We start from the raw sequence: 20,229 nt of genomic DNA, 5'->3' as shown, positions 1-20,229 counted from the left end.
GTGTTTCACGTGAAACGTCGCCCGACGCCGTCAGCTCTTGCTCAACAGCCCCTTCGACACGAGGTAGTTGTGGGCCACGTCGGCGGCGAGCCGGCGCCAGCTGTCGACCTGTTCGTTGAGCCGGGCCAGGTCCTCGGTGGTCAGCACGCGGTTGAGCCGGTTCAGCGCGGCGGTCGGGCGGGCGCTGCCGGCCCTGGAGCGGTTGACGACGGGCACGACGTAGTCGGCGTTCTGCAGCTTGCGGTCGTCGGCGAGGACGACGAGGCCGAACTGGTCGAGGGTGGCGTCCGTGCTGGTGGTCAGCACCATCTGGTCCTGGCCGTTCTGGACGGCCTGTTTCGCGGGCGTGGTGCCGACCCCCTTGGGGTCCACGGCGGTGATGTTGATGCCGTACGTCTTCCGCAGCCCCGGTGCGCAGAACGGCCGCTGGACGCACTCGTCACCCGCCGCCAGCCGCACCGGCAGCTTGGCGCGACCCAGGTCGCTGAGGGTGCGGAGGCGATGCTCGGCGGCGTAGGCGGCACGCACCGCGAAGGCGTTCTGGTCGACGGCCCGGCCGGGCGGGAGCACCGTCAGACCGCGCGGAGCGGCGAGCCGGCGCAGTGCGGTCATGGTGGCGTCGAGGTCGGGGGAGGCGACCGGGGCGGCCTGGGCTCCGTGCTCCTTGGCGTTGAGCCAGTCCGCGAAGGTGGCGGCGTATTCGGGGACGACGTCGATCTGGCCGGCCTCCAGCGCGGGTTCGTAGAGCTCGCGGTTGCCGACGGTGAGCACATGGGTGCGATAGCCGGCCTGGCGGAGCAGCGCCGCGTACATCTGGGCGAGCAGCTCGCTCTCGGTGAAGCCGGCCGAGCCGATGGCGAGTTCGCGGCTGTCGCCAGGCGCGGCGGTGATCGCGCCGCGATGCTCCAGCGACGGCCCTCCGGCGCAGGAGACCAGGCTGGTCAGCACGGCCAGGGCGGTCAACGTGCCCAGTGCGCCGCGCACAAAGCGGAGCGGGGCCGGGGCCGCGCGGGGCGTCCTCACCGCTGCCGCCCACGCGCCCGTGCCGGCGCCAACCGCTGCACCAGCTCGAACAGGGCCTCCATCAGCAGCGCGAACACCGCGACCACCACCGCACCGGCCACCACCTGCGGGGTACTGGCCAGGTTGAAGCCGGCGGTGATGATGCGGCCGAGCCCGCCGCCGCCCACCAGCGCGGCCAGCGTGGCGGTGGCCACCAGCTGCACGGCGGCGATCCGCACCCCGGTGAGCACCAGCGGCAGGGCGAGTGGAGCCTCCACCCGCCACACCAACTGCACCCCGGTCATCCCCATGCCCCGCGCGGCCCGGACCACATCCTGGTCCACCCCGCGCATCCCGACATAGGCGTTGGTCAGCAGTGGCGGCACGGCGAACAGCACCAGCGCGATGATCGTCGGCCACTCTTCGTGCCGCCCGATCGGGGTCAGCAGGAGCAGGACCAGGACCGCGAAGGTCGGCACCGCGCGGCCGACGTTGGCCAGGTTGACCGCGAGCGCGCCGCCGCGGCCCAGGTGCCCCAGCGTCAGCGCGATCGGCAGGGCGATGAGGGCGCTGAGCACCAGACAGGCGAAGGTCAGGGCGGCGTGCTGGGCGAGCCGGTGCCAGACGCCGTTCTCGCCGGACCAGTTGGCGGCGGTGGTCAGCCAGGCCCAGACCGCGGCGGGGGTGCTCATTAGAGGACCATCCCTTCTGCAGCCCTCATGGGTAGGGTTGTGACCTCTCGGTCCCGGCGGGGTACGGCCAGTGGTGCGAGCCGTTGGACGGCCAGCATGAGTTCCGCCGGCCCTGCCGGGCCCGAGGCCGTCTGATCGGCTTCAGGGACAGGCCCCGCAGAGGGCCGATTAATGAGCTCCCGGCAGACGTCCTCATCACCGAGCAGGTGCTCCGCGCACGACACTGGAGTACTTCTTTCGTGTTCATCGGATGGGACTGGGCGACCGAGACCCACGACGTGACCGTCATGGACCACCTCGGCGCCCGCGTGGACCGGTGGGAACTGGCACACACCGAGGAAGGCATCACCAAGACGCTGGCCCGCCTGGCCCGATACGGGGCTCCGGCGGATCTTCCGGTGGCCATCGAGACCACCCGCGGCCTGGTCGTCGACCGGCTGCTGGCCGCCGGTCACCCGGTGGTGCCGGTGCACCCGAACGCCTTCCACGCGATGCGGCCGCGCTGGGGTGCCGCCAAGGCCAAGACGGACGCGGGCGACAGCATGAAACTCGCCGACTACCTGCGCACCGACGGGCACTTCCTGCCCCGCCTGGAGCCCACCGACCAGGCCACGCTGGACCTGCAGGCGCTCACCCGCCAGCGCGCCGACCACATCGAGGCCAAGGTCGCCGCCGTCAACCAGCTCGCCGCGTCGCTGGACGCCCACTGGCCCGGCGGAAAGGCCGTCTTCTACGAACTCGACAGCGACATCGCCCTGGCCTTCCTGGAGCGTTACCCCACCCCGGCCGCCGCCTCCAAGCTCACCGCCGGACGGCTTCAAGCCTGGTGCAAACGCCATGGCTACTCCGGCAACAAGCCCGGCAGCTTCCTCATCGAGCGTCTGCGTTCGGCACCCTCGGCTGCGTCCCGGCTCAGCCCGGCCGCCGTCGAACAGCTCATCCGCATCCAGGTCCAGCTCGTCCAGGGCACCCGTGCCACCCTCCGCGCGCTGGACAAGGCCATCACCGAGGCCGTCAAGGCCCACCCCTACGCACCGCTGTTCGCGACCATGCCGCGGATCGGCAAAATCAACCTCGCCCAGATCATCGGCGAACTCGGCCCGATCCTCGAACGCTCCCAGACCTGCGAGCAGTTCATCGCCGAAGCCGGAGTCGTCCCGGTCACGAAAGCCTCCGGCAAGTCCCGCACCGTCGCCTTCCGCTACGCGACCAACCGCCGCGCACGCCTGGCCGTCACGACGTTCGCCGACAACAGCAGACACGGCAGCGACTGGGCTGCGAAGATCTACACCGACGCCAGGACCCGCAAGAAGCGACACCCCCACGCCATCCGCATCCTGGCCCGCGCCTGGCTCCGCGTGATCTGGGCCTGCTGGCGCGACGGAGCCTGCTACGACCCCGCCACTCACCAAGCCAACGGGAAGATCAACACGAGTGCCGACACACCCGTCGCGGCATAGAGGTTGACTCAGGAAACTCATGCCCGCCGTCCGGAGGCGGTGGGCAGCCTCCTCCCGCGCGCCGGTCGCGGGGTCCGGCCCGCCCGTCGCCACGGTGTGAGCAGCCGCTCCACGCCGAGCAGCAGCAGGTCGAAGGCGACCGCGATCAGCACGCAGAGCACGGACGCGGTCAGCACCTGCGCCTTGAAGTAGGCGTTCATGCCCGCGTAGATGAGGTTGCCCAGCCCGCCGTACCCGACGATCGCGCCGACGGTGGTCAGGGCGACCGCGGAGACCGTGGCGATGCGCAGTCCGGCCATGGCGGCGGGCACCGCCAGCGGCAGTTCCACGGTCAGCAGTTGCCGCATCGGCCCGTAGCCCATGCCGCGGGCGGCCTCCTTGGTTCCGGCCGGGACACCGTCCAGCCCCGCCAGGATGTTCCGGACCAGAAGGGTGAGCGAGTAGAGGGCGAGGCCGACCACGACGAGGGTGGCGGAGAGCCCGTAGACCGGCAGCAACAGCGAGAACATCGCCAGCGAGGGGATCGTGTAGACCACGGTGGTGATGCCGAGCACCGGACCGACCGTCCAGCGCCGACGTCGGGCCAGCAGCGCCAGCGGGAGCGCGATCACCAGCCCGAGCCCCACCGAGACCACGGTCAACTGCACATGCTGGCCGACCGCGTCGAGCAGGATCTGGCGGCGGGTGCTCAGGTAGTCGCCGCAGATCCAGTCGTTGCGGGCCAGGCAGTCGTCCGGCGGGGCGGTCACAGCAGCAGTCCACCGCGGACGCGGCGGGGTGTCGCGCGGGGCGCACCCGATCGGGCTGTCGCACGCGTCGCGTCACACCCCGCCCCGCCTATACACGGGGTGTGTACCTTATGTGTATAGTCCTTGGAGTCCGTACGGCAGACGTTCGGCGCGCCGGGCCGATGGCCCGTCCGCGTCCGCTTCGCCGTGCCCGGACCCCGGGTCGCCGACGTCCCGGGGACCACCCGTGAGCGAAGGGCTTCGAGGAAGAACGCCGAGCACGCCACAGCAGCCAGCACCCCCGCGAACGACTCCAGGAAAGACATCGCATGCCGAAGCAGATATCCGCGGCCCGCCGCTCGTCCATGGTCGGGCTGCTGACGGCCGCCTCCCTGGCCCTGGCCCTCAGCGGCTGCGCCAGCTACGACGTCACCGCACCGGCCGACGCGCGGGCCGACGCCCCGGCGGCCGACGTGAAGACCAAGGACGCCAAGGACACCAAGGGCGGGGACGCCGGCGGCGACGTCGACTGCCGCAAGGCCAAGTGCGTGGCGCTGACCTTCGACGCGGGCCCAAGCGAGAACACCAACCGGCTGCTGGACATCCTCAAGGAGAACAAGGCCCACGCCACGTTCTTCATGCTCGGCAAGAACCACATCGCCGAGCGCCCCGCCGAGGTGAAGCGGATCGACGCCGAGGGCCATGAGCTGGCCAACCACACCTGGTCCCACCAGATCCTCACGGAGATCAAGCCGGACGAGGCCAAGCGCGAGCTGTCCCGGGTCCAGGACGAGGTCCGCAAGATCACCGGCAAGACGCCGACGCTGATGCGCCCGCCGCAGGGCCGGACCGACGGCACGGTCTCCGAGATCAGCAAGGAACTCGGTCTGGCGCAGGTCCTGTGGAGCGTGACCGCCAAGGACTACGAGACCACCGACTCGGCGCTGATCACCAAGCGGGTGCTCGACCAGACCAAGCGCGACGGCATCATCCTGCTCCACGACATCTACAAGGGCACCGTGCCGGCCGTCCCCGGCATCCTCAAGGAGCTCAAGAAGCGCGGCTACACGGTCGTCACCGTGTCCCAGCTGCTCTCCCCGGCGAAGCCGGAACCGGGGATGGCCTACCGGCCGTGAGCCGGCGGGTCCCGTTGGGGCGGGACCCCACGGAGCGGGCGGTGAGCGGCCGGGGACAGAACGGCGTCCTCGCACGGGGGACCGGCCGTACGACGAAGGGGGCGCCGGAACGGTCCGGCGCCCCCTTGCGCATGCTGCCGCCCCGGGCGGCACTCACCTCACCCCCGAGGGCGCTCGGCCTCCACCTGCTTGTGGGACCGGTCGTCGGCGGGCGCCTGCCCCTTGGCCACGCCCTTCGTCTGCCCGGGCGCCGGCTTCTGCGGCGGGTTCGGCTCGGTGTCCTGCGGGAAGGTCAGCTGCTGGCTCTGCCACTCCAGGGCCGGTACGACCTCCCGCCGCCAGGTCCCGAACTGGTGGCTGCCGTGGGGCAGGATGATCGAGTCGACCCGCATCGGCGGCTTCACCGCGTGGATGAACTTCATGGTGTCGCCGTAGTCCGACTCGCCCTGGCGGCTGCTGGCCACCAGCACCGAGACCTGCGGCGAGGGCAGGTTCTGCAGCCGCCACAGCAGATCGTGCTCGCGCTGGTGCTGGGCGCCCGTCGGGCCGGGACCGAAGAGGCTCCCGGTGGTGAGGTCGTCCTTGATCGCGTAGTCGCCGGAGAGCGAGACCGCCGAGGTGTACGCCTTCGGGTTGCGCATCGCCAGCTGAAGCGAGCAGGTACCACCGGACGAGTACCCGAACGCGCCCCAGGCGCTCGGGTCATGGCCCACCCGGTAGGCCGACTTCATGGCGTCCGGCAGATCCTTGGTGAAGAACGTCTCGGCCTGCGGACCGCCCGGCACGTCCACGCACTCGGTGTCGCGCGGCGGCGCGATCGTCGGCCGCACCATGACGATCACGGTCGGCTGCATCTTGCCCTGCGCGATCAACTGGCCCGCGTTCTGCGGGATCTGGAGATGCTGCGCGAGGTTCATGATCCCGCCCGGGTAGCCGCTGATGACGACCATGACGGGGAAGCGCTGCCGGTGGAACTGCTGCTGGAAGTACTGCGGCGGCAGATACACGAAGCCCGGGTTGATGGCCCGGGTGCGACGGCCGATGATCCGTACGGACTCGACCTTGCCCACCTTGCTGGCGGGTCCCTGCGGCAGTCCGGTCACCCGGTCGAGCCCCTGGGGGCCGGCGGGCTGGATCAGCCCGCCCTTGATGTTGCCGACCGTGGCGTACTGCCCGTCGCCCTGGCTCACCGAGGCCGGGGCCTGCTCGTTGTTGCCCAGCAACTCGTCCCAGTTGCCGTAGAACTCGAAATTCGCGTTCACCGCGAGGGCGAGCGCGGACACGATCGACAGCTGGGTGACCACGATGGCCCCCAGCCTCCCCAACACGTGGCGCCACCCGTTCCGCGACAGTCGGGGCCAGAGCCACACCGTCGCGGCAACACAGACCACCGCCAGCACGATCACCGTGATTTCGAGCGACTGACTGGTCAGCCCCATGCGCCCACATCTCCCGTCACCCTCGAAAGGGTTCTTGCCTTCTCACCGGCCGCCCCCCGAGGCACAACGGGCGGCTCAGGACAATGGTCACCGGAGAAGACGGGCGCATCCGGGAATCGGATACCTGCACGACTTACTTCTTACCGAGCTCTTGCCTGTTCGTTTCCCCCACGTGATGTGCGTGGGCGGGGCCGGGAGGTCCGTCACAACCGACGGAACCACGTGCATGTTTCACGTGAAACGACGTGCCGGTGAACACCTGGCGACAAGACGTCCTCTTCGACACCGAGAGCACCGCGGACCGAACCGCCTCCCCGCCCCCGTCCCGAACTGGCCCGAACACCACGCCAGTTGCATCGCCGCGCTTCGGGTCGCAGCAGCATCCCGCGTCGACATCCCCGACAATTTCGCTATCCGCCACATTGAGCACGCCATACGCCACTTCCGCACCATGCGGGGGATCAAGACCCGTCCTGCAAACGGTCACGTCGTCCCTTTTTAACGATCAATCGGGGCTTTTCCGCAAAGGATGCGTGCACAATTTCCCTCGCCCTGCGTGCGTTTTCCGGACCGGCGACGCGCTGGCCGAAACCGCATCCTCGCCCAACACCCCCGTATGGCCCACCATGCGAGGCGCGGGTTCCCACGATCAAGCCGGTGCAGGCCGCTACCCTTACGTATCCGTCCTGGTCAGGGACATGTCCGTGCTTCACGGACATTCGCCGCACCCACCACACGCAAGAGAGGTCAGCCGATGGGCATTCGGAGTCTGCTGCGCAACGCCTTTGGTCGCTCCAAGGCGACCCGCGACGGTTCCGGCGCGGCCCGGGACAGCACCGACAAGCCGGAATCGGCAACCATCCCGGAAGCCCGCGAGGAATCCACCCCGGCTCCGGCTGCCGCGGCGCCCGAGGTCGAGGTCCCGGCCGCCCGCACGGCACCCGCCGAGTCCACGCCCGCGCCGGCGCCGGTCACCGCCTCACTGCCCGCCCAGAGCCGGCCGGTTGAGCACACACCGGAGCCCGCGGCGAAGGAGGAGGCACCCGTACGGGACGAGGCTCCCGTGCGGGACGAGCCGGCGCCCGCCCCCGAGGCCACGAAGCCGACGGCCGAGGCGCCCCAGCCCCAGGCCGCCGACAAGGAGACCGACGAGGACACGGAGGCGGTCGCGGACCCGGGCACGGGGACGCCCGAGGCCCCGCGCGAGGAAGCGGCCACCGCCAAGGAGCTCGCGGAAGAGCCCACGACGAAGGATGAGCGCGGGTCGGGGTCCGACGCCGCTCCGGCCGCCGCCGACAGCGCCGCCGACCTGGTCAGCCAGGCGTTCGACACCCAGGCGGCGGACCGGCCCTCCGACACGGAGGACGCACCGGCCCAGGCCCAGGCCCCGGTGGAGCAGGCCCAGGAAGAGACCGAGAAGGCCGAGGCAGAAGCGACGCCCGAGGTCGCCGACGCTCCGGCGGCGGCAGCCACCGAAGCCGCCGCCGAGCCGACCCCCGAGCCGGCCGCCGAGGTCACAGAGACCGTCGAGGTCGCGGAGCCCGGCGAGGTCACCGCGCCCGCTGAGACCGCGGAGCAGGCTCCCGCCACCGGCGCACCCCACCCGGTCGCGGCGGTCGCCCCCGCCCTCCTCCCGCTCTACGACGCGGCACGGGCCACGCTGGAGAAGCACCAGCTCACCCAGCAGCGCGCCACGGTCTACCTGGTTCTCGACCGCTCCGGCTCGATGCGCAACTACTACAAGGACGGCACCGTCCAGCACCTCGCCGAGCAGGCTCTCAGCCTCTCCGCGCACTTCGACGACAAGGCCACCGTCCCGGTCGTCTTCTTCTCCACCGACGTGGACGGCACCGCCGATCTGGACCTCACCACCTACGAGGGCCGGATCGAGGAGCTGCACTCCGGCCTCGGCCACATGGGCCGGACGAACTACCACTGGGCCATCGAGGCCGTCGTCGAGCACTACAAGAAGTCGGGTTCCGCCCACCCCGCGTTCGTCATCTTCCAGACCGACGGCGCACCGACGTCCAAGCCCGCCGCCGAGCGGGCCCTGTGCGAGGCGGCCGGGCTCCCCATCTTCTGGCAGTTCATCGGCTTCGGTGACCCGGAGGCGAAGGGCTTCGACTTCCTCCGCAAGCTCGACGATCTGACCGTCCCGGAGAAGCGCGTCGTCGACAACGCCGGCTTCTTCCACGCCGGCCGCGACCCCCGCGGCCTCTCCCACGACGAGTTCTACCAGCAGCTGATGGTCGAGTTCCCGGAGTGGCTGACCGAGGCCCGCACCGCCAAGGTCCTCAAGGACGGCTGACCCACGGCACCTCCCGCCTCTCAGGCCGCGGCCGGACCCGATCGGGTCCGGCCGCGGCTGTTTCACGTGAAACAGGGCAGAAGGGCGCAGGCCGTGTGCGTGATGATGGACGGAGAGGGACATGGGGCCGGTTTCCCGTGGAACGAGCGGGCGAGTCACCGCTCGCGGCCCCCTTCCGGGCCCGAAAATGCTCGAGCGGGGACCCCTACCCCGTCCAGTACGATATTGACGTTGCGTAAAGCAAATCATCACTCACCGTAGCGACTTGGGAGCAGCCGGCAATGGCTCGACACCTCATCACCAGCGCCCTTCCGTACATCAACGGGATCAAGCACCTGGGCAACATGGTGGGGTCCATGCTCCCGGCCGATGTGTACTCCCGGTACCTGCGGCAGCGCGGTCACGACGTCCTCTACATCTGCGCGACCGACGAGCACGGCACGCCCGCCGAGCTGGCGGCGAAGGACGCGGGGCAGTCCGTCGCCGAGTTCTGCACCGAGCAGCACCACAAGCAGAAGGCGATCTACGACGGCTTCGGGTTGGAGTTCGACCACTTCGGCCGGAGCTCCTCGCAGGAGAACGTCGAGCTGACCCAGCACTTCGCGCGCAAGCTGCACGAGAACGGCTTCATCGAAGAGCGGGCCATCCGCCAGGTCTACTCGAACGCCGACGGCCGCTTCCTGCCCGACCGCTACATCGTCGGCACCTGCCCGCACTGCGGCTACGACAAGGCGCGCGGCGACCAGTGCGAGAACTGCACCCGGGTCCTGGACCCGACGGACCTGATCGACGCCCGCTCGGCGATCAGCGGCAGCGGTGACCTGGAGGTGCGCGAGACCAAGCACCTCTTCCTGCTCCAGTCGAAGCTCCAGCACGAGGTCGAGGGCTGGCTGGCCGGCAACGGCAGCAAGGAATGGCCGACCCTGGCGTCGTCCATCGCCCACAAGTGGCTGACCGAGGGCCTCCAGGACCGGGCGATCACCCGCGACCTGGACTGGGGCGTGCCGGTGCCGGCCGACGTGTGGCCGGAGCTGGCCGCCGAGGGCAAGGTCTTCTACGTCTGGTTCGACGCCCCGATCGAGTACATCGGCTCGACGAAGGAGTGGGCGGACCAGGCGCCGGAGGAGCGCGACTGGAAGTCGTGGTGGTACGAGGCCGACGACGTCCGCTACACGGAGTTCATGGCCAAGGACAACGTGCCGTTCCACAGCGTGATGTTCCCGGCGACGCAGCTGGGGACCCGCGAGCCGTGGAAGCGGGTCGACTTCCTCAAGGCGTTCAACTGGCTCAACTACTACGGCGGGAAGTTCTCCACCTCGCAGAAGCGCGGCATCTTCACCGATGCGGCGCTGGAGCTGCTGCCGGCCGACTACTGGCGCTACTTCCTGATGGCGCACGCCCCGGAGTCCGACGACACGTCCTTCACCTGGGAGCTGTTCTCGTCCTCGGTCAACAAGGACCTGGCCGACACCCTCGGCAACTTCGTCAACCGGGTGCTGTCGTTCTCCCGGAAGCGGTTCGGCGACGACGTGCCGGCGGGCGCCGAGGCCGGGGCCGCCGAGCAGAAGCTGGGCGAGGAGATCGCCGGGCTGCTCGCCGAGTACGAGGGCCACATGGAGGCGCTCCAGTTCCGCAAGGCGTCGGCCGCGCTGCGCGCCCTGTGGAGCGCGGGCAACTCCTACCTGGAGGAGAAGGCCCCGTGGCTGGAGATCAAGACGGACAAGGACGCGGCGGCGCTGACGCTGCGGACCGCGATGAACCTGATCCACCTCTACTCGGTGGTCTCCGAGCCGTTCATCCCGGCGTCGGCGAAGGCCATGCGGGGCGCGTTCGCTCTGGAGGGCGACACGGCCGCGTGGGTGTCGCAGGACGAGGCCAAGGCGCTGACGTTCGTGCCCGCCGGGACGCCGTTCACGGTGCCGCCGGTGCTCTTCGCGAAGATCACCGAGGATGACCTGGAGACCTACCGGGAGCGGTTCGGCGGCGACGAGGGCTGACGCCCGACGCGCGGAGCTGACAACGCAGAAGGGACGCCCCTGGACCGTTCGGTCCGGGGGCGTCCTTCGTATGGGGCCCACGGCGGCGGTCATTCCCCGGGGGATGCGCAGGGGCCCGGGACCACCACCGCGGTCCCGGGCCCCTGTACGCCGTCCTACTTGGTCGGCTTGTACGGCGTCGGCTTCGCCGGGCCGGTGCGGATGCTCAGGTGCAGCTCCTTGAGGCGGGCCTCGTCGACCTCGGACGGGGCGCCCATCAGGAGGTCCTGCGCGTTGCCGTTGAGCGGGAAGGCGATGGTCTCGCGGATGTTGGGCTCGTCGGCGAGCAGCATGACGATCCGGTCGACGCCGGGGGCGATGCCACCGTGCGGCGGGGCGCCGAACTTGAAGGCGCGGAGCATGCCGCCGAACTCGGCCTCCACGGTCTCCTTGTCGTAACCGGCGATCGCGAACGCCTTGTACATGACGTCCGGCTCGTGGTTCCGGATCGCGCCGGAGGACAGCTCGGTGCCGTTGCAGACGATGTCGTACTGCCAGGCGAGGATGTCCAGCGGGTCCTTGGTCTCCAGCGCCTCCAGGCCGCCCTGCGGCATGGAGAACGGGTTGTGGGAGAACTCGATCTTGCCGGTGTCGGCGTCGCGCTCGAACATCGGGAAGTCGACGATCCAGCAGAAGCGGAACTCGTTCTCCACGAAGTGGCCGGCGCGCTTGGCGGCCTCGACGCGCACCGCGCCCATGATCTTGGAGACCTCGTCGAAGTCGCCGGCGCCGAAGAAGACGGCGTGACCGGGCTTCAGGTCGAGGGCCGTGACCAGCGCCTTGACGTCGTCGTCGGTGAGGAACTTGGCGATCGGGCCGGCGAGCGCGTTGTCCTCGCCGACGCGGACCCACGCCAGGCCCTTGGCGCCCTGCGCGACGGCGAAGTCGCCCAGCTGGTCGAAGAACTTCCGCGGCTGGTCGGCGGTGTCCGGCACGGCCAGGGCGCGGACGTGCTTGCCGGCGAACGCCTTGAATCCGGAGTTCGCGAAGACGTCGGTGACGTCCACCAGCTCCAGCTCGGCGCGCAGGTCCGGCTTGTCGGAGCCGTACTTGAGCATCGCCTCGCGGAACGGGATGCGCGGGAAGGGCGAGGTGACCGTGCGGCCGTTGCCGAACTCGGTGAAGAGCTCGGTCATCAGCTGCTCGATCGGCTGGAAGACGTCCTCCTGCTCGACGAAGCTCATCTCGACGTCGAGCTGGTAGAACTCGCCCGGCGAGCGGTCCGCGCGGGCGTCCTCGTCGCGGAAGCAGGGCGCGATCTGGAAGTAGCGGTCGAAGCCGGCGATCATCAGCAGCTGCTTGAACTGCTGCGGGGCCTGCGGCAGCGCGTAGAACCTGCCGGCGTGCACACGGGACGGGACCAGGAAGTCGCGGGCGCCCTCGGGGGAGGTCGCGGACAGGATCGGGGTCGCCATCTCGTTGAAGCCGAGGGCCACCATCTTGTGCCGGATCGCGGAGATCACGGCCGTGCGCAGCATGATGTTGCGGTGCATGCGCTCGCGGCGCAGGTCGAGGAAGCGGTATTCGAGGCGCTTCTCCTCGTTGACACCGTCCTCGGCGTTGATCGTGAACGGGATCTGCTCGGCGGCGCCGAGCACCTCGACCTCGCCGACCTCGATCTCGATCTCGCCGGTCGGCAGGTCGGGGTTGACGTTCTCGGTGCCACGGGCGCTGACCTTGCCGTCGATGCGGACGACGGTCTCCTTGGTCAGCGAGCCGAGAACCTCGTTGGCCGGGGTGCCGGGGCGGGCGACGAGCTGCACGAGACCGTAGTGGTCGCGCAGATCGATGAAGAGGATGCCGCCCAGGTCACGTCGATTGTGCAGCCAGCCGCTGAGACGGACGTCGGTGTCGACGTCCGCGGCTCGGAGCTCGCCGCAGTTATGGGACCGGTACCGATGCATCGCTCATCCAAGTCGTCGCGAGTCGAGGTGGGGAGCTGACGGGCGGGAAGGGGAGATAGCAGGCTCGCGTGCCCGATCGATCGCCTTGTGGATCACCCGAAAGACCACCCCAGGAGTGGCATAACCGCTCCAGGTTACCGCCCGGCTCCGGCGAGCTGGTTGACATATACCCATCACAGTCCCCCCGGCGTGAAACCGGGCCTCCGGGCTGCGACGATGGTCACGTCCGGCTCGCTGGTCGGGCCACGTCAAATCCCCCTAAAGTGATGCAATGCGCACCAAGGACCTCCTGGCCGCCATCGCGACCGGCCTGTGGCGCTGGGACAACGCATCCGGCCGAGTGACCCTCGACGCGGAAGCGGCCCGGCTGCTGGGGCTTCCCGCCGAGCCGGCCGAACTCACCGAGGCCGCCGTGCGCTCCCGTTTTCATCCCGTCGACTTCGCCGAGATCAACGGTGTCGTCCAGCTCGCGGTCTCCGAGGGGACGGTCGCCGAGGCACGGCTGCGCATCGTGGACGAGCGCGGGCGGGTGCTGCGCGTCGTCCGCTCCCGCTCCCGGCCCCGGATCGTCAACGGCGACTTCGAACTGGTCGGCACCCTCCAGGAGGTGCCCGAGCCACAGCCCGGCACCTCCGCGGCACGGGCCCCGGTCACCGGCGACTGGCACCGCTCGCGCGAGGCGTTCCTGCTGGACGCGGGCCGGGCGCTGGCCGAGGCGCGGTCCACGGCCGAGGTGCTGCGGGTCGCGGCCGGGCTCTCCATGCCCGGGCTCATGCCGGACGGCCTGGCGGTCTTCGGCATCCGGGGCGACCGGCTCTCGGTGATCGGCCACCACGGGCGCCTCCCCGGCGACGAGCTGCCCTTCTCCGAGATGATGCTGGAGACCGACTACCCCGCCGCCGAGGTGGTGCGCACCGGCCGGGCCATCTACCTGCCCACCCCGGAGGACTACCAGCGCCGCTACCCCGCCACCTGGCCCCTGGCCGCCGATCTCGACCGCACGTCCTGGGCGTATCTGCCGCTGGTGAACGCGGGCCGGACGATCGGCGCCTGGATGGCCGGGTTCGCCCAGCCGGTCAGCTTCACCCCGGACGAGCGCTCGGTGCTGACCACCGTCGCCCGGATGCTGGCCCAGGCACTGGCCAGGGCCGGGGTGCAGGAGTCGCAGCACGAGCTGGCCGTGGGACTCCAGCGGAGCATGATGCCGACGGTGCAGCCGGACATCCCCGGGATGACGGTCGCGGCCCGCTATGTCCCGACCGGCGGCGGACTGGAGGTCGGCGGCGACTGGTACGACATGATCCCGCTGCCGTCCGGGCGGATCGCGCTGGTCATCGGGGACGTCCAGGGCCATGACGTACGGGCCGCGGGCCTGATGGGGCAGCTGCGGATCGCGCTGCGCGCCTACGCCTCCGAGGGGCATCACCCCGACGCGGTGCTCTCCCGCGCCTCCCGCTTCCTCGCCGGGATCAACGAGACCGAGTTCCGCGGCCACGGCGAGGACCAGCGCTTCGCGACCTGCCTGTACATAGAGGTCGACCCGGCCACCGGATCGCTCGACGTGGCGCGGGCCGGGCACCCGGACCCGGCGATCCGGATGGCCGACGGCGCGGTGATGATCCGGCCCACCTCGGGCGGGCTGCCGCTGGGCATCGACCCGGACGGCGACTACCCCACCACCCGGATCGTGCTGGAGCCCGGCGAGACCATGCTGGTCTGCACCGACGGGCTGATCGAGACCGGCGGGCACGACCTGGAGACCGGCTGGGGACGGCTGCGCGACGTCTTCGAGACGCACGGGACCGGGACCGACGAAGGCGGTGCGGAGAGCCTGGAGCAGCTGGCCGACGCCCTGGTCCAGGCGGTGCACGGCCCGTCGTCGCACCACACCACCGGTCCGCTGGTGGACCGTCGCGAGGACGACATCGCCCTGCTGCTGCTCTCCCGCGAGGGTGCCAGCTGCGGCGTGGGCGCCGGGGACCGGCTCGCGCAGCGGCCCGGGCGGCGCACCGTGTTCTCCGTCGCGCAGGCGGAGCCCGAGCGGATCGCCGCGGCGCGCCGCCAGATGCGCGATGTGCTGCACGACTGGCGCGACCCGGACCAGGTGGATTCCGCGGCCCTGCTGGTCTCCGAGATCGTCACCAATGTGCTGATGCACACCGACGGGGACGCGCTGTTGGTGGCCGAGGTCTCCGGCGAGCGCGGTACCCGGCGCCTCCGGGTCGAGGTCGCCGACGGCAGCGACGAACTGCCGCACCGCCGCCGGCCCGGTGAGCTGGCGTCCTCGGGGCGCGGCCTGGTGCTGCTGGAACTGCTGGCCGGGGCGTGGGGAGTGGAACCGCGCGGGGACGGCAAGTCGACGTGGTTCGAGCTCTACGAGGACGCCGGGGCGGCGGGGGAGTCGCCCGGCGCGGTGTCGTCCGGCGACGAGGAGTCCGTCTCCGAGCCCGCCGCGTAGTGCTTGCGCAGTTCGTGCAGGACGCCGGAGATCGCCGCGGTGAGCGGGACGGACAGCAGCATGCCGAGGATCCCGGCGACGCTCGCGCCCGCGGTGATCGCCAGCATGACGACCGCCGGATGCATCTGGACCGTACGGCTCTGGATCATGGGCTGGAGCACGTGGCCCTCCAGCACCTGGACGGCGAGGACCACGCCGAGCGCCCAGAGCGCGATCACGACGCCCCGGTCCGCGAAGGCCACCAGGATCGCCACGGCGCCCGAGATGAACGCGCCGAGGTAGGGGATGTAGGCGCCGACGAAGACCAGCGCGCCCAGGCCGAGCGCACCGGGAACGTCCAGGATCAGCAGGCCGACGGTGATGCAGATGGCGTCGATCAGCGCGATGAAGGTGGTGCCGCGCATGAAGCCCTCGATGGACTGGAAGCCGCGGCGGGCCATCCGTTCCAGCTGAGGGGCCGAGTTGCCCGGCGACCAGTCGTGCAGCGCACCGACCGCCTTGTCCGAGTCGCGCAGGAAGAAGAACGTCAGTAGCAGGGCCAGCACCGCGGCGGCGATGAACTGTCCCACGATGCTCACGCCGGCCAGCAGCCCGGAGGCGGCGGTGCTGCCGAACTTGCCGACCAGCGTCTTGGCGTTGGTGGCGAGATCGCTGAGTGAATCCCCCGCCACTCCGAAGTGTTTGGTGAGATCCGCCGCCGCGTCCTTGAGCGAGGCGATGATCTGGTCCCCGGTGTCGACCAGCGCGCTGACCACGACGTATCCGGCGCCACCGACCACGACCATCAGAAGGGCGCAGGTCAGCCCGGCGGCCAACGAACGGTTGAGCCGCATCGCCACCAGCCGCCGGTACACCGGACCGAGCAGCGCACTGCCGAGCAGGGCCAGCAGTACGGGGGTGACCGCGGCACTCAACTCGACGCAGAGCCAGACGCCGACGGCGACCACCGCCGCGACCAGCAGTCCGGCCGCACACCACGCGGCGGCGCGGCGGGCCTCGATCGGGAGCAGGGGCGCAGAGTGCGGCGGCCGGCCGGGCTCGGCGCCGCTCCGGTCTTGATCCGAGTCGTTTCGCACCTGGACAGTCCACCACGGCAGGGCGGCCGGTGAGGCGTATTGAGCGCCTCCCTCACGGGCCGGGATGCGGCCCGCAGCGGGGCGTTTCACGTGAAACACGTGTGTGGGGGCGGTGTTTCACGTGAAACACCGCCCCCGCGATCCCGCGATCAGCGGCCGCTCATAGCGCGTCAGCGGGAATCGTGCCCAGCCGGCCGGCCTGGAAGTCCTCGAAGGCTTGGGCCAGTTCGGCGTGGGTGTTCATGACGAACGGTCCGTAGTGCATCATCGGCTCCCGGATCGGCAGCCCGCCCAGCAGCACCACCTCGAAGTTCGGGCTGCGCGACTCCTGGCTCTCATCGGCCCGGATCGTGAGCGCGTCGCCCTCTCCGAAGACGACCGCCTGGCCCATGTGGAACGGACGACCCTCCGCACCGGCGGTGCCACGCCCGGCCAGGGCGTAGGCGAGGCCGTTGAAGTCCGCACGCCAGGGCAGCGTGACCTCGGCACCCGGGCTCACCGTCACATGGATCATCGTGATGGGGGTGTGGGTGACGCCCGGCCCCTGGTGACCGTCGATGTCACCGGCGATCAGCCGCAGCAGCGCACCGCCGTCGGCGGAGGTCAGCAGCTTGACCCGGCCGCCACCGATGTCCTGGTAGCGCGGCGCCATCATCTTGTCGCTCTTCGGGAGGTTCACCCACAGCTGGAGGCCGTGGAAGAGACCGCCCGACATCACCAGCGACTCCGGCGGCGCCTCGATGTGCAGCAGGCCGGAGCCCGCCGTCATCCACTGGGTGTCGCCGTCGTTGATGACACCTCCGCCACCGTGCGAGTCACGGTGCACGAACGTGCCGTCGAGCAGATACGTCACGGTCTCGAAGCCGCGGTGCGGGTGCCAGGGCGTGCCCTTGGGCTCTCCGGGCGCGTACTCCACCTCGCCCATCTGGTCCATCATGATGAACGGGTCGAGGTGCCGGTAGGCGATCCCGGCGAAGGCGCGGCGCACCGGGAAGCCCTCGCCCTCGAAACCGCTCGGGGCGGTGTTGACGGTCAGCACGGGCCGGGTGCGTGCCCCGGCGGGCGCGGCCACCCTCGGCAGGGTCAGCGGATTCTCTATGGTCACGGCGGGCATGACGGCCTCCTCGGTTGTTCGCGCTTCAAACAAGTTAGTTGAAAGCTGAACAACTGGCAAGGCAGGCGCCATTCCCGATTCGGCTCCATGAAGGTTTCCGCAGGTCAGCAGGGAGAAGAAGGGCTGGAGGCAGGCCGCCCGAGGGCATCATCGGCGGCCCGCCCGGCAATGCCGGCTAGCCGTACATCCGGCGCATGGCGAAGTCGACCATCTGCTCCACGGCCTTCGCGTCGAAGACCATCCGGTGGTCGCCCTCCATGTCGAGGACGAATCCGTAGCCGGTCGGCAGCAGGTCGAGCACCTCGGCGCCGGTGATCACGAAGTACTTGGACTCCTTGCCCGCGTACCGGCGCAGCTCCTTGAGCGAGGTGAACATCGGGATCACCGGCTGCTGGGTGTTGTGCAGCGCCAGGAAACCGGGGTTGTCACCGCGCGGGCAGTAGACCTTGGACGTCGAGAAGATGCCCTGGAAGTCCTCGGCCGACATCGAGCCGGTCGTGAAGGCCCGCACCGCGTCGGCGAGGGAGGGCGGGGACGGCTCGGGATACAGCGGCTGCTCGCCGTAGCCCCCGGGGGCCGGTTGCTGCGGCGGGGGCGGCGCTCCGTACTGCTGCCCGGCACCCGCGTTCTGGTCGTAGCCGTACATGCGCCACAGCGTACTGATTCGGGGTGGCGCGGGGGACGCTCGTCACAGATCGGCCGTTAGGGGTTGCTTCTTATTACTGATGGGTAGCATCATCGTAGCTACTTGCTGGTATTGCGTATCGAGGTCCCTTCCTCGCGTCGAGGTCTTCCTCGTACAGAGGCCCTCCCGAACCCTTACGGAGCCGTACCCATGGGGCACTACAAGTCGAATCTCCGCGACATCGAGTTCAACCTCTTCGAGGTGTTCGGCCGTGACAGCGTGTACGGCACCGGACCGTTCGCGGAGATGGACGTCGACACCGCCAAGAGCGTGCTGTCCGAGATCGCCCGACTCTCGGAGAACGAGCTGGCCGATTCGTACGCCGACGCCGACCGGAACCCCCCGGTCTTCGACCCGGACACCAACACCGCGCCGGTGCCGGACACCTTCAAGAAGAGCTACCAGGCGTACATGGACGCCGAGTGGTGGCGCCTGGGAATCCCGGAGGAGATCGGCGGCACCACGACGCCGCGTTCCCTGCTGTGGGCCTTCGCCGAGTCCATCCTGGGCTCGAACCCCGCCGTGTGGATGTACGCCTCCGGTCCGGCCTTCGCGGGCGTGCTCTTCGAGGAGGGCACCGAGCAGCAGAAGCACATCGCCAAGGTCGCCACGGAGAAGGGCTGGGGCTCCACCATGGTGCTGACCGAGCCCGACGCCGGCTCGGACGTCGGCGCCGGCCGCACCAAGGCGGTCAAGCAGGAGGACGGCTCCTGGCACATCGAGGGCGTGAAGCGCTTCATCACCTCCGGTGAGCACGACATGGCGGAGAACATCCTCCACTACGTCCTCGCCCGCCCCGAGGGCCACGGCCCCGGCACCAAGGGCCTCTCCCTCTTCCTCGTGCCGAAGTACGAGTTCGACTTCGAGACCGGCGAGCTGGGCGAGCGCAACGGCGTCTACGCCACCAACGTCGAGCACAAGATGGGCCTGAAGGCGTCCAACACCTGCGAGATGACCTTCGGCGACCGCCACCCCGCCAAGGGCTGGCTGATCGGCGAGAAGCACGACGGCATCCGCCAGATGTTCCGGATCATCGAGTTCGCCCGGATGATGGTCGGCACCAAGGCGATAGCGACCCTCTCCACCGGCTACCTCAACGCCCTGGAGTACGCCAAGGAGCGCGTGCAGGGCGCGGACCTGGCGGCGTTCACCGACAAGTCCGCCCCGCGCGTCACGATCACCCACCACCCGGACGTGCGCCGCTCGCTGATGACGCAGAAGGCGTACGCCGAGGGCATGCGCGCCCTGGTGCTGTACACCGCCACCGTCCAGGACGAGATCCTGATCAAGGAAGCCGCCGGCGAGGACGCGTCCGCCACGCACGCGCTGAACGACCTGCTGCTGCCGATCGTCAAGGGCTACGGCTCGGAGCGGTCCTACGAGCAGCTGGCCCAGTCGCTGCAGACCTTCGGTGGCTCCGGCTACCTCCAGGAGTACCCGATCGAGCAGTACATCCGGGACTCCAAGATCGACACCCTCTACGAGGGCACCACCGCCATCCAGGGGCAGGACTTCTTCTTCCGGAAGATCGTCCGCAACCAGGGCGCCGCCCTGACCCAGCTGGCGGAGACGATCAAGGCGTTCCTGGCCGACGCCGAGGGCGGCGCCGAGCTGGAGCAGGCCCGCGGCGAGCTGGCCAAGGCCGCCGAGGCCCTGGAGGGCATCGTCGGCGCCATGCTGACCGACCTCGCCGCCACGGAGAAGGACGTCAAGTCCATCTACAAGGTCGGCCTGAACACCACCCGCCTGCTGATGGCCTCCGGTGACGTCGTCGTCGGCTACCTGCTCCTCAAGGGCGCCGCGGTGGCCGCCGAGAAGCTGGCCGGTGCGTCGTCGAAGGACAAGCCGTTCTACGAGGGCAAGATCGCTGCCGCGAAGTTCTTCGCGCACAACGTCCTGCCCGGCGTGGCGCTCCAGCGCACGCTGGCCGACTCCATCGACCAGTCCCTGATGGAGCTCGACGAGGCCGCGTTCTGAGCCTCTGTTGAGCCCTGACGGTCCGGGAGCTGTTCCCGGACCGTCACGGGGTTCTCACAAACCTCTCAGAATCACTGCCGACACTGATGGTGCCCGCCTCTTCTTCCCCCGGGGAGGCGGGCATCGTCATGCCGGGACGGATGGTGCGGACGAGCCCACCGGTGCCCGTGCGGCCGAGTGGGACCGGAATCGGGCGCTCCAACGGCGCATCCGC

The 20,229-nt window shown here is 70.0% G+C and carries 14 protein-coding genes; 6 read left to right on the top strand and 8 right to left on the bottom strand.

All coding sequences use genetic code 11. The annotated features are described in order from the left end of the window. Positions 1 to 30: 30 nt before the first annotated feature. Positions 31 to 984 carry an ABC transporter substrate-binding protein gene (locus MOV08_RS21910; RefSeq protein WP_039634891.1) on the bottom strand — a complete coding sequence of 318 codons (954 nt, stop codon included), beginning with the start codon at positions 982 to 984 and terminating at the stop codon, positions 31 to 33. A 35-nt stretch (positions 985 to 1,019) separates the two neighbouring features. Further along, positions 1,020 to 1,694: an ABC transporter permease gene (locus MOV08_RS21905; RefSeq protein ID WP_275308608.1), complete on the bottom strand. Its 675-nt coding sequence runs from the start codon at positions 1,692 to 1,694 to the stop codon at positions 1,020 to 1,022. 239 nt (positions 1,695 to 1,933) lie between these two features. Between MOV08_RS21905 and MOV08_RS21900 the strand changes: the two genes are divergently transcribed. Further along, the gene (locus MOV08_RS21900; protein WP_052286520.1) at positions 1,934 to 3,154 is read left to right on the top strand and encodes an IS110 family RNA-guided transposase; all 1,221 of its coding nucleotides are present in this window, start codon (positions 1,934 to 1,936) and stop codon (positions 3,152 to 3,154) included. 17 nt (positions 3,155 to 3,171) lie between these two features. Here MOV08_RS21900 and MOV08_RS21895 read toward each other — a convergent pair whose 3' ends face one another. Further along, complete coding sequence (locus tag MOV08_RS21895; RefSeq protein ID WP_039634886.1) at positions 3,172 to 3,903, bottom strand: ABC transporter permease; 732 nt, start codon at positions 3,901 to 3,903, stop codon at positions 3,172 to 3,174. A 308-nt stretch (positions 3,904 to 4,211) separates the two neighbouring features. On the opposite strand from MOV08_RS21895, the gene MOV08_RS21890 reads away from it, so the two are divergent. Continuing rightward, a complete protein-coding gene (locus MOV08_RS21890) occupies positions 4,212 to 5,018 on the top strand; it encodes a polysaccharide deacetylase family protein (protein ID WP_275308607.1) in 807 nt (268 codons plus the stop codon). Positions 5,019 to 5,176: 158 nt separating this feature from the next. Here MOV08_RS21890 and MOV08_RS21885 read toward each other — a convergent pair whose 3' ends face one another. Beyond that, positions 5,177 to 6,457 (bottom strand): alpha/beta hydrolase, encoded by a 1,281-nt coding sequence (locus MOV08_RS21885; RefSeq protein ID WP_275308606.1) that lies wholly within the window; start codon positions 6,455 to 6,457, stop codon positions 5,177 to 5,179. A gap of 754 nt (positions 6,458 to 7,211) precedes the next feature. Here MOV08_RS21885 and MOV08_RS21880 point away from each other — a divergent pair. Both MOV08_RS21880 and metG read left to right on the top strand, forming a co-directional pair. Beyond that, a complete protein-coding gene (locus MOV08_RS21880) occupies positions 7,212 to 8,765 on the top strand; it encodes a vWA domain-containing protein (protein ID WP_275308605.1) in 1,554 nt (517 codons plus the stop codon). A gap of 281 nt (positions 8,766 to 9,046) precedes the next feature. Further along, positions 9,047 to 10,762, top strand: coding sequence for a methionine--tRNA ligase (metG, locus tag MOV08_RS21875; protein ID WP_039634880.1), 1,716 nt, complete (start codon positions 9,047 to 9,049; stop codon positions 10,760 to 10,762). Between the two features lie 155 nt (positions 10,763 to 10,917). Here metG and aspS read toward each other — a convergent pair whose 3' ends face one another. Further along, positions 10,918 to 12,705, bottom strand: coding sequence for an aspartate--tRNA ligase (gene aspS, locus MOV08_RS21870; protein ID WP_039634878.1), 1,788 nt, complete (start codon positions 12,703 to 12,705; stop codon positions 10,918 to 10,920). 271 nt (positions 12,706 to 12,976) lie between these two features. Between aspS and MOV08_RS21865 the strand changes: the two genes are divergently transcribed. After that, positions 12,977 to 15,163: an ATP-binding SpoIIE family protein phosphatase gene (locus tag MOV08_RS21865; protein ID WP_275308604.1), complete on the top strand. Its 2,187-nt coding sequence runs from the start codon at positions 12,977 to 12,979 to the stop codon at positions 15,161 to 15,163. Here MOV08_RS21865 and MOV08_RS21860 read toward each other — a convergent pair. From MOV08_RS21860 to MOV08_RS21850, 3 genes are all read right to left on the bottom strand, one after another. Beyond that, the gene (locus MOV08_RS21860; RefSeq protein ID WP_275308603.1) at positions 15,079 to 16,239 is read right to left on the bottom strand and encodes an AI-2E family transporter; all 1,161 of its coding nucleotides are present in this window, start codon (positions 16,237 to 16,239) and stop codon (positions 15,079 to 15,081) included. The genes MOV08_RS21865 and MOV08_RS21860 overlap by 85 nt on opposite strands. Positions 16,240 to 16,399: 160 nt before the next feature. Next, positions 16,400 to 17,353 carry a pirin family protein gene (locus MOV08_RS21855; RefSeq protein ID WP_039634872.1) on the bottom strand — a complete coding sequence of 318 codons (954 nt, stop codon included), beginning with the start codon at positions 17,351 to 17,353 and terminating at the stop codon, positions 16,400 to 16,402. Positions 17,354 to 17,528: 175 nt separating this feature from the next. Then, entirely contained in the window at positions 17,529 to 17,999 is a 471-nt protein-coding gene (locus MOV08_RS21850; protein WP_016571781.1) for an SseB family protein, read from the bottom strand. Between the two features lie 189 nt (positions 18,000 to 18,188). Between MOV08_RS21850 and MOV08_RS21845 the strand changes: the two genes are divergently transcribed. After that, complete coding sequence (locus tag MOV08_RS21845; protein ID WP_275308602.1) at positions 18,189 to 20,015, top strand: acyl-CoA dehydrogenase; 1,827 nt, start codon at positions 18,189 to 18,191, stop codon at positions 20,013 to 20,015. Positions 20,016 to 20,229: the final 214 nt, after the last annotated feature.

Origin of the sequence: Streptomyces yunnanensis, assembly GCF_029011865.1 — a bacterium.
Taxonomy (GTDB): Bacteria; Actinomycetota; Actinomycetes; order Streptomycetales; family Streptomycetaceae; genus Streptomyces; species Streptomyces yunnanensis.
The sequence above is the reverse complement of the archived record's forward strand: the minus strand, read 5'-3'. Positions and strand labels throughout refer to the sequence as shown.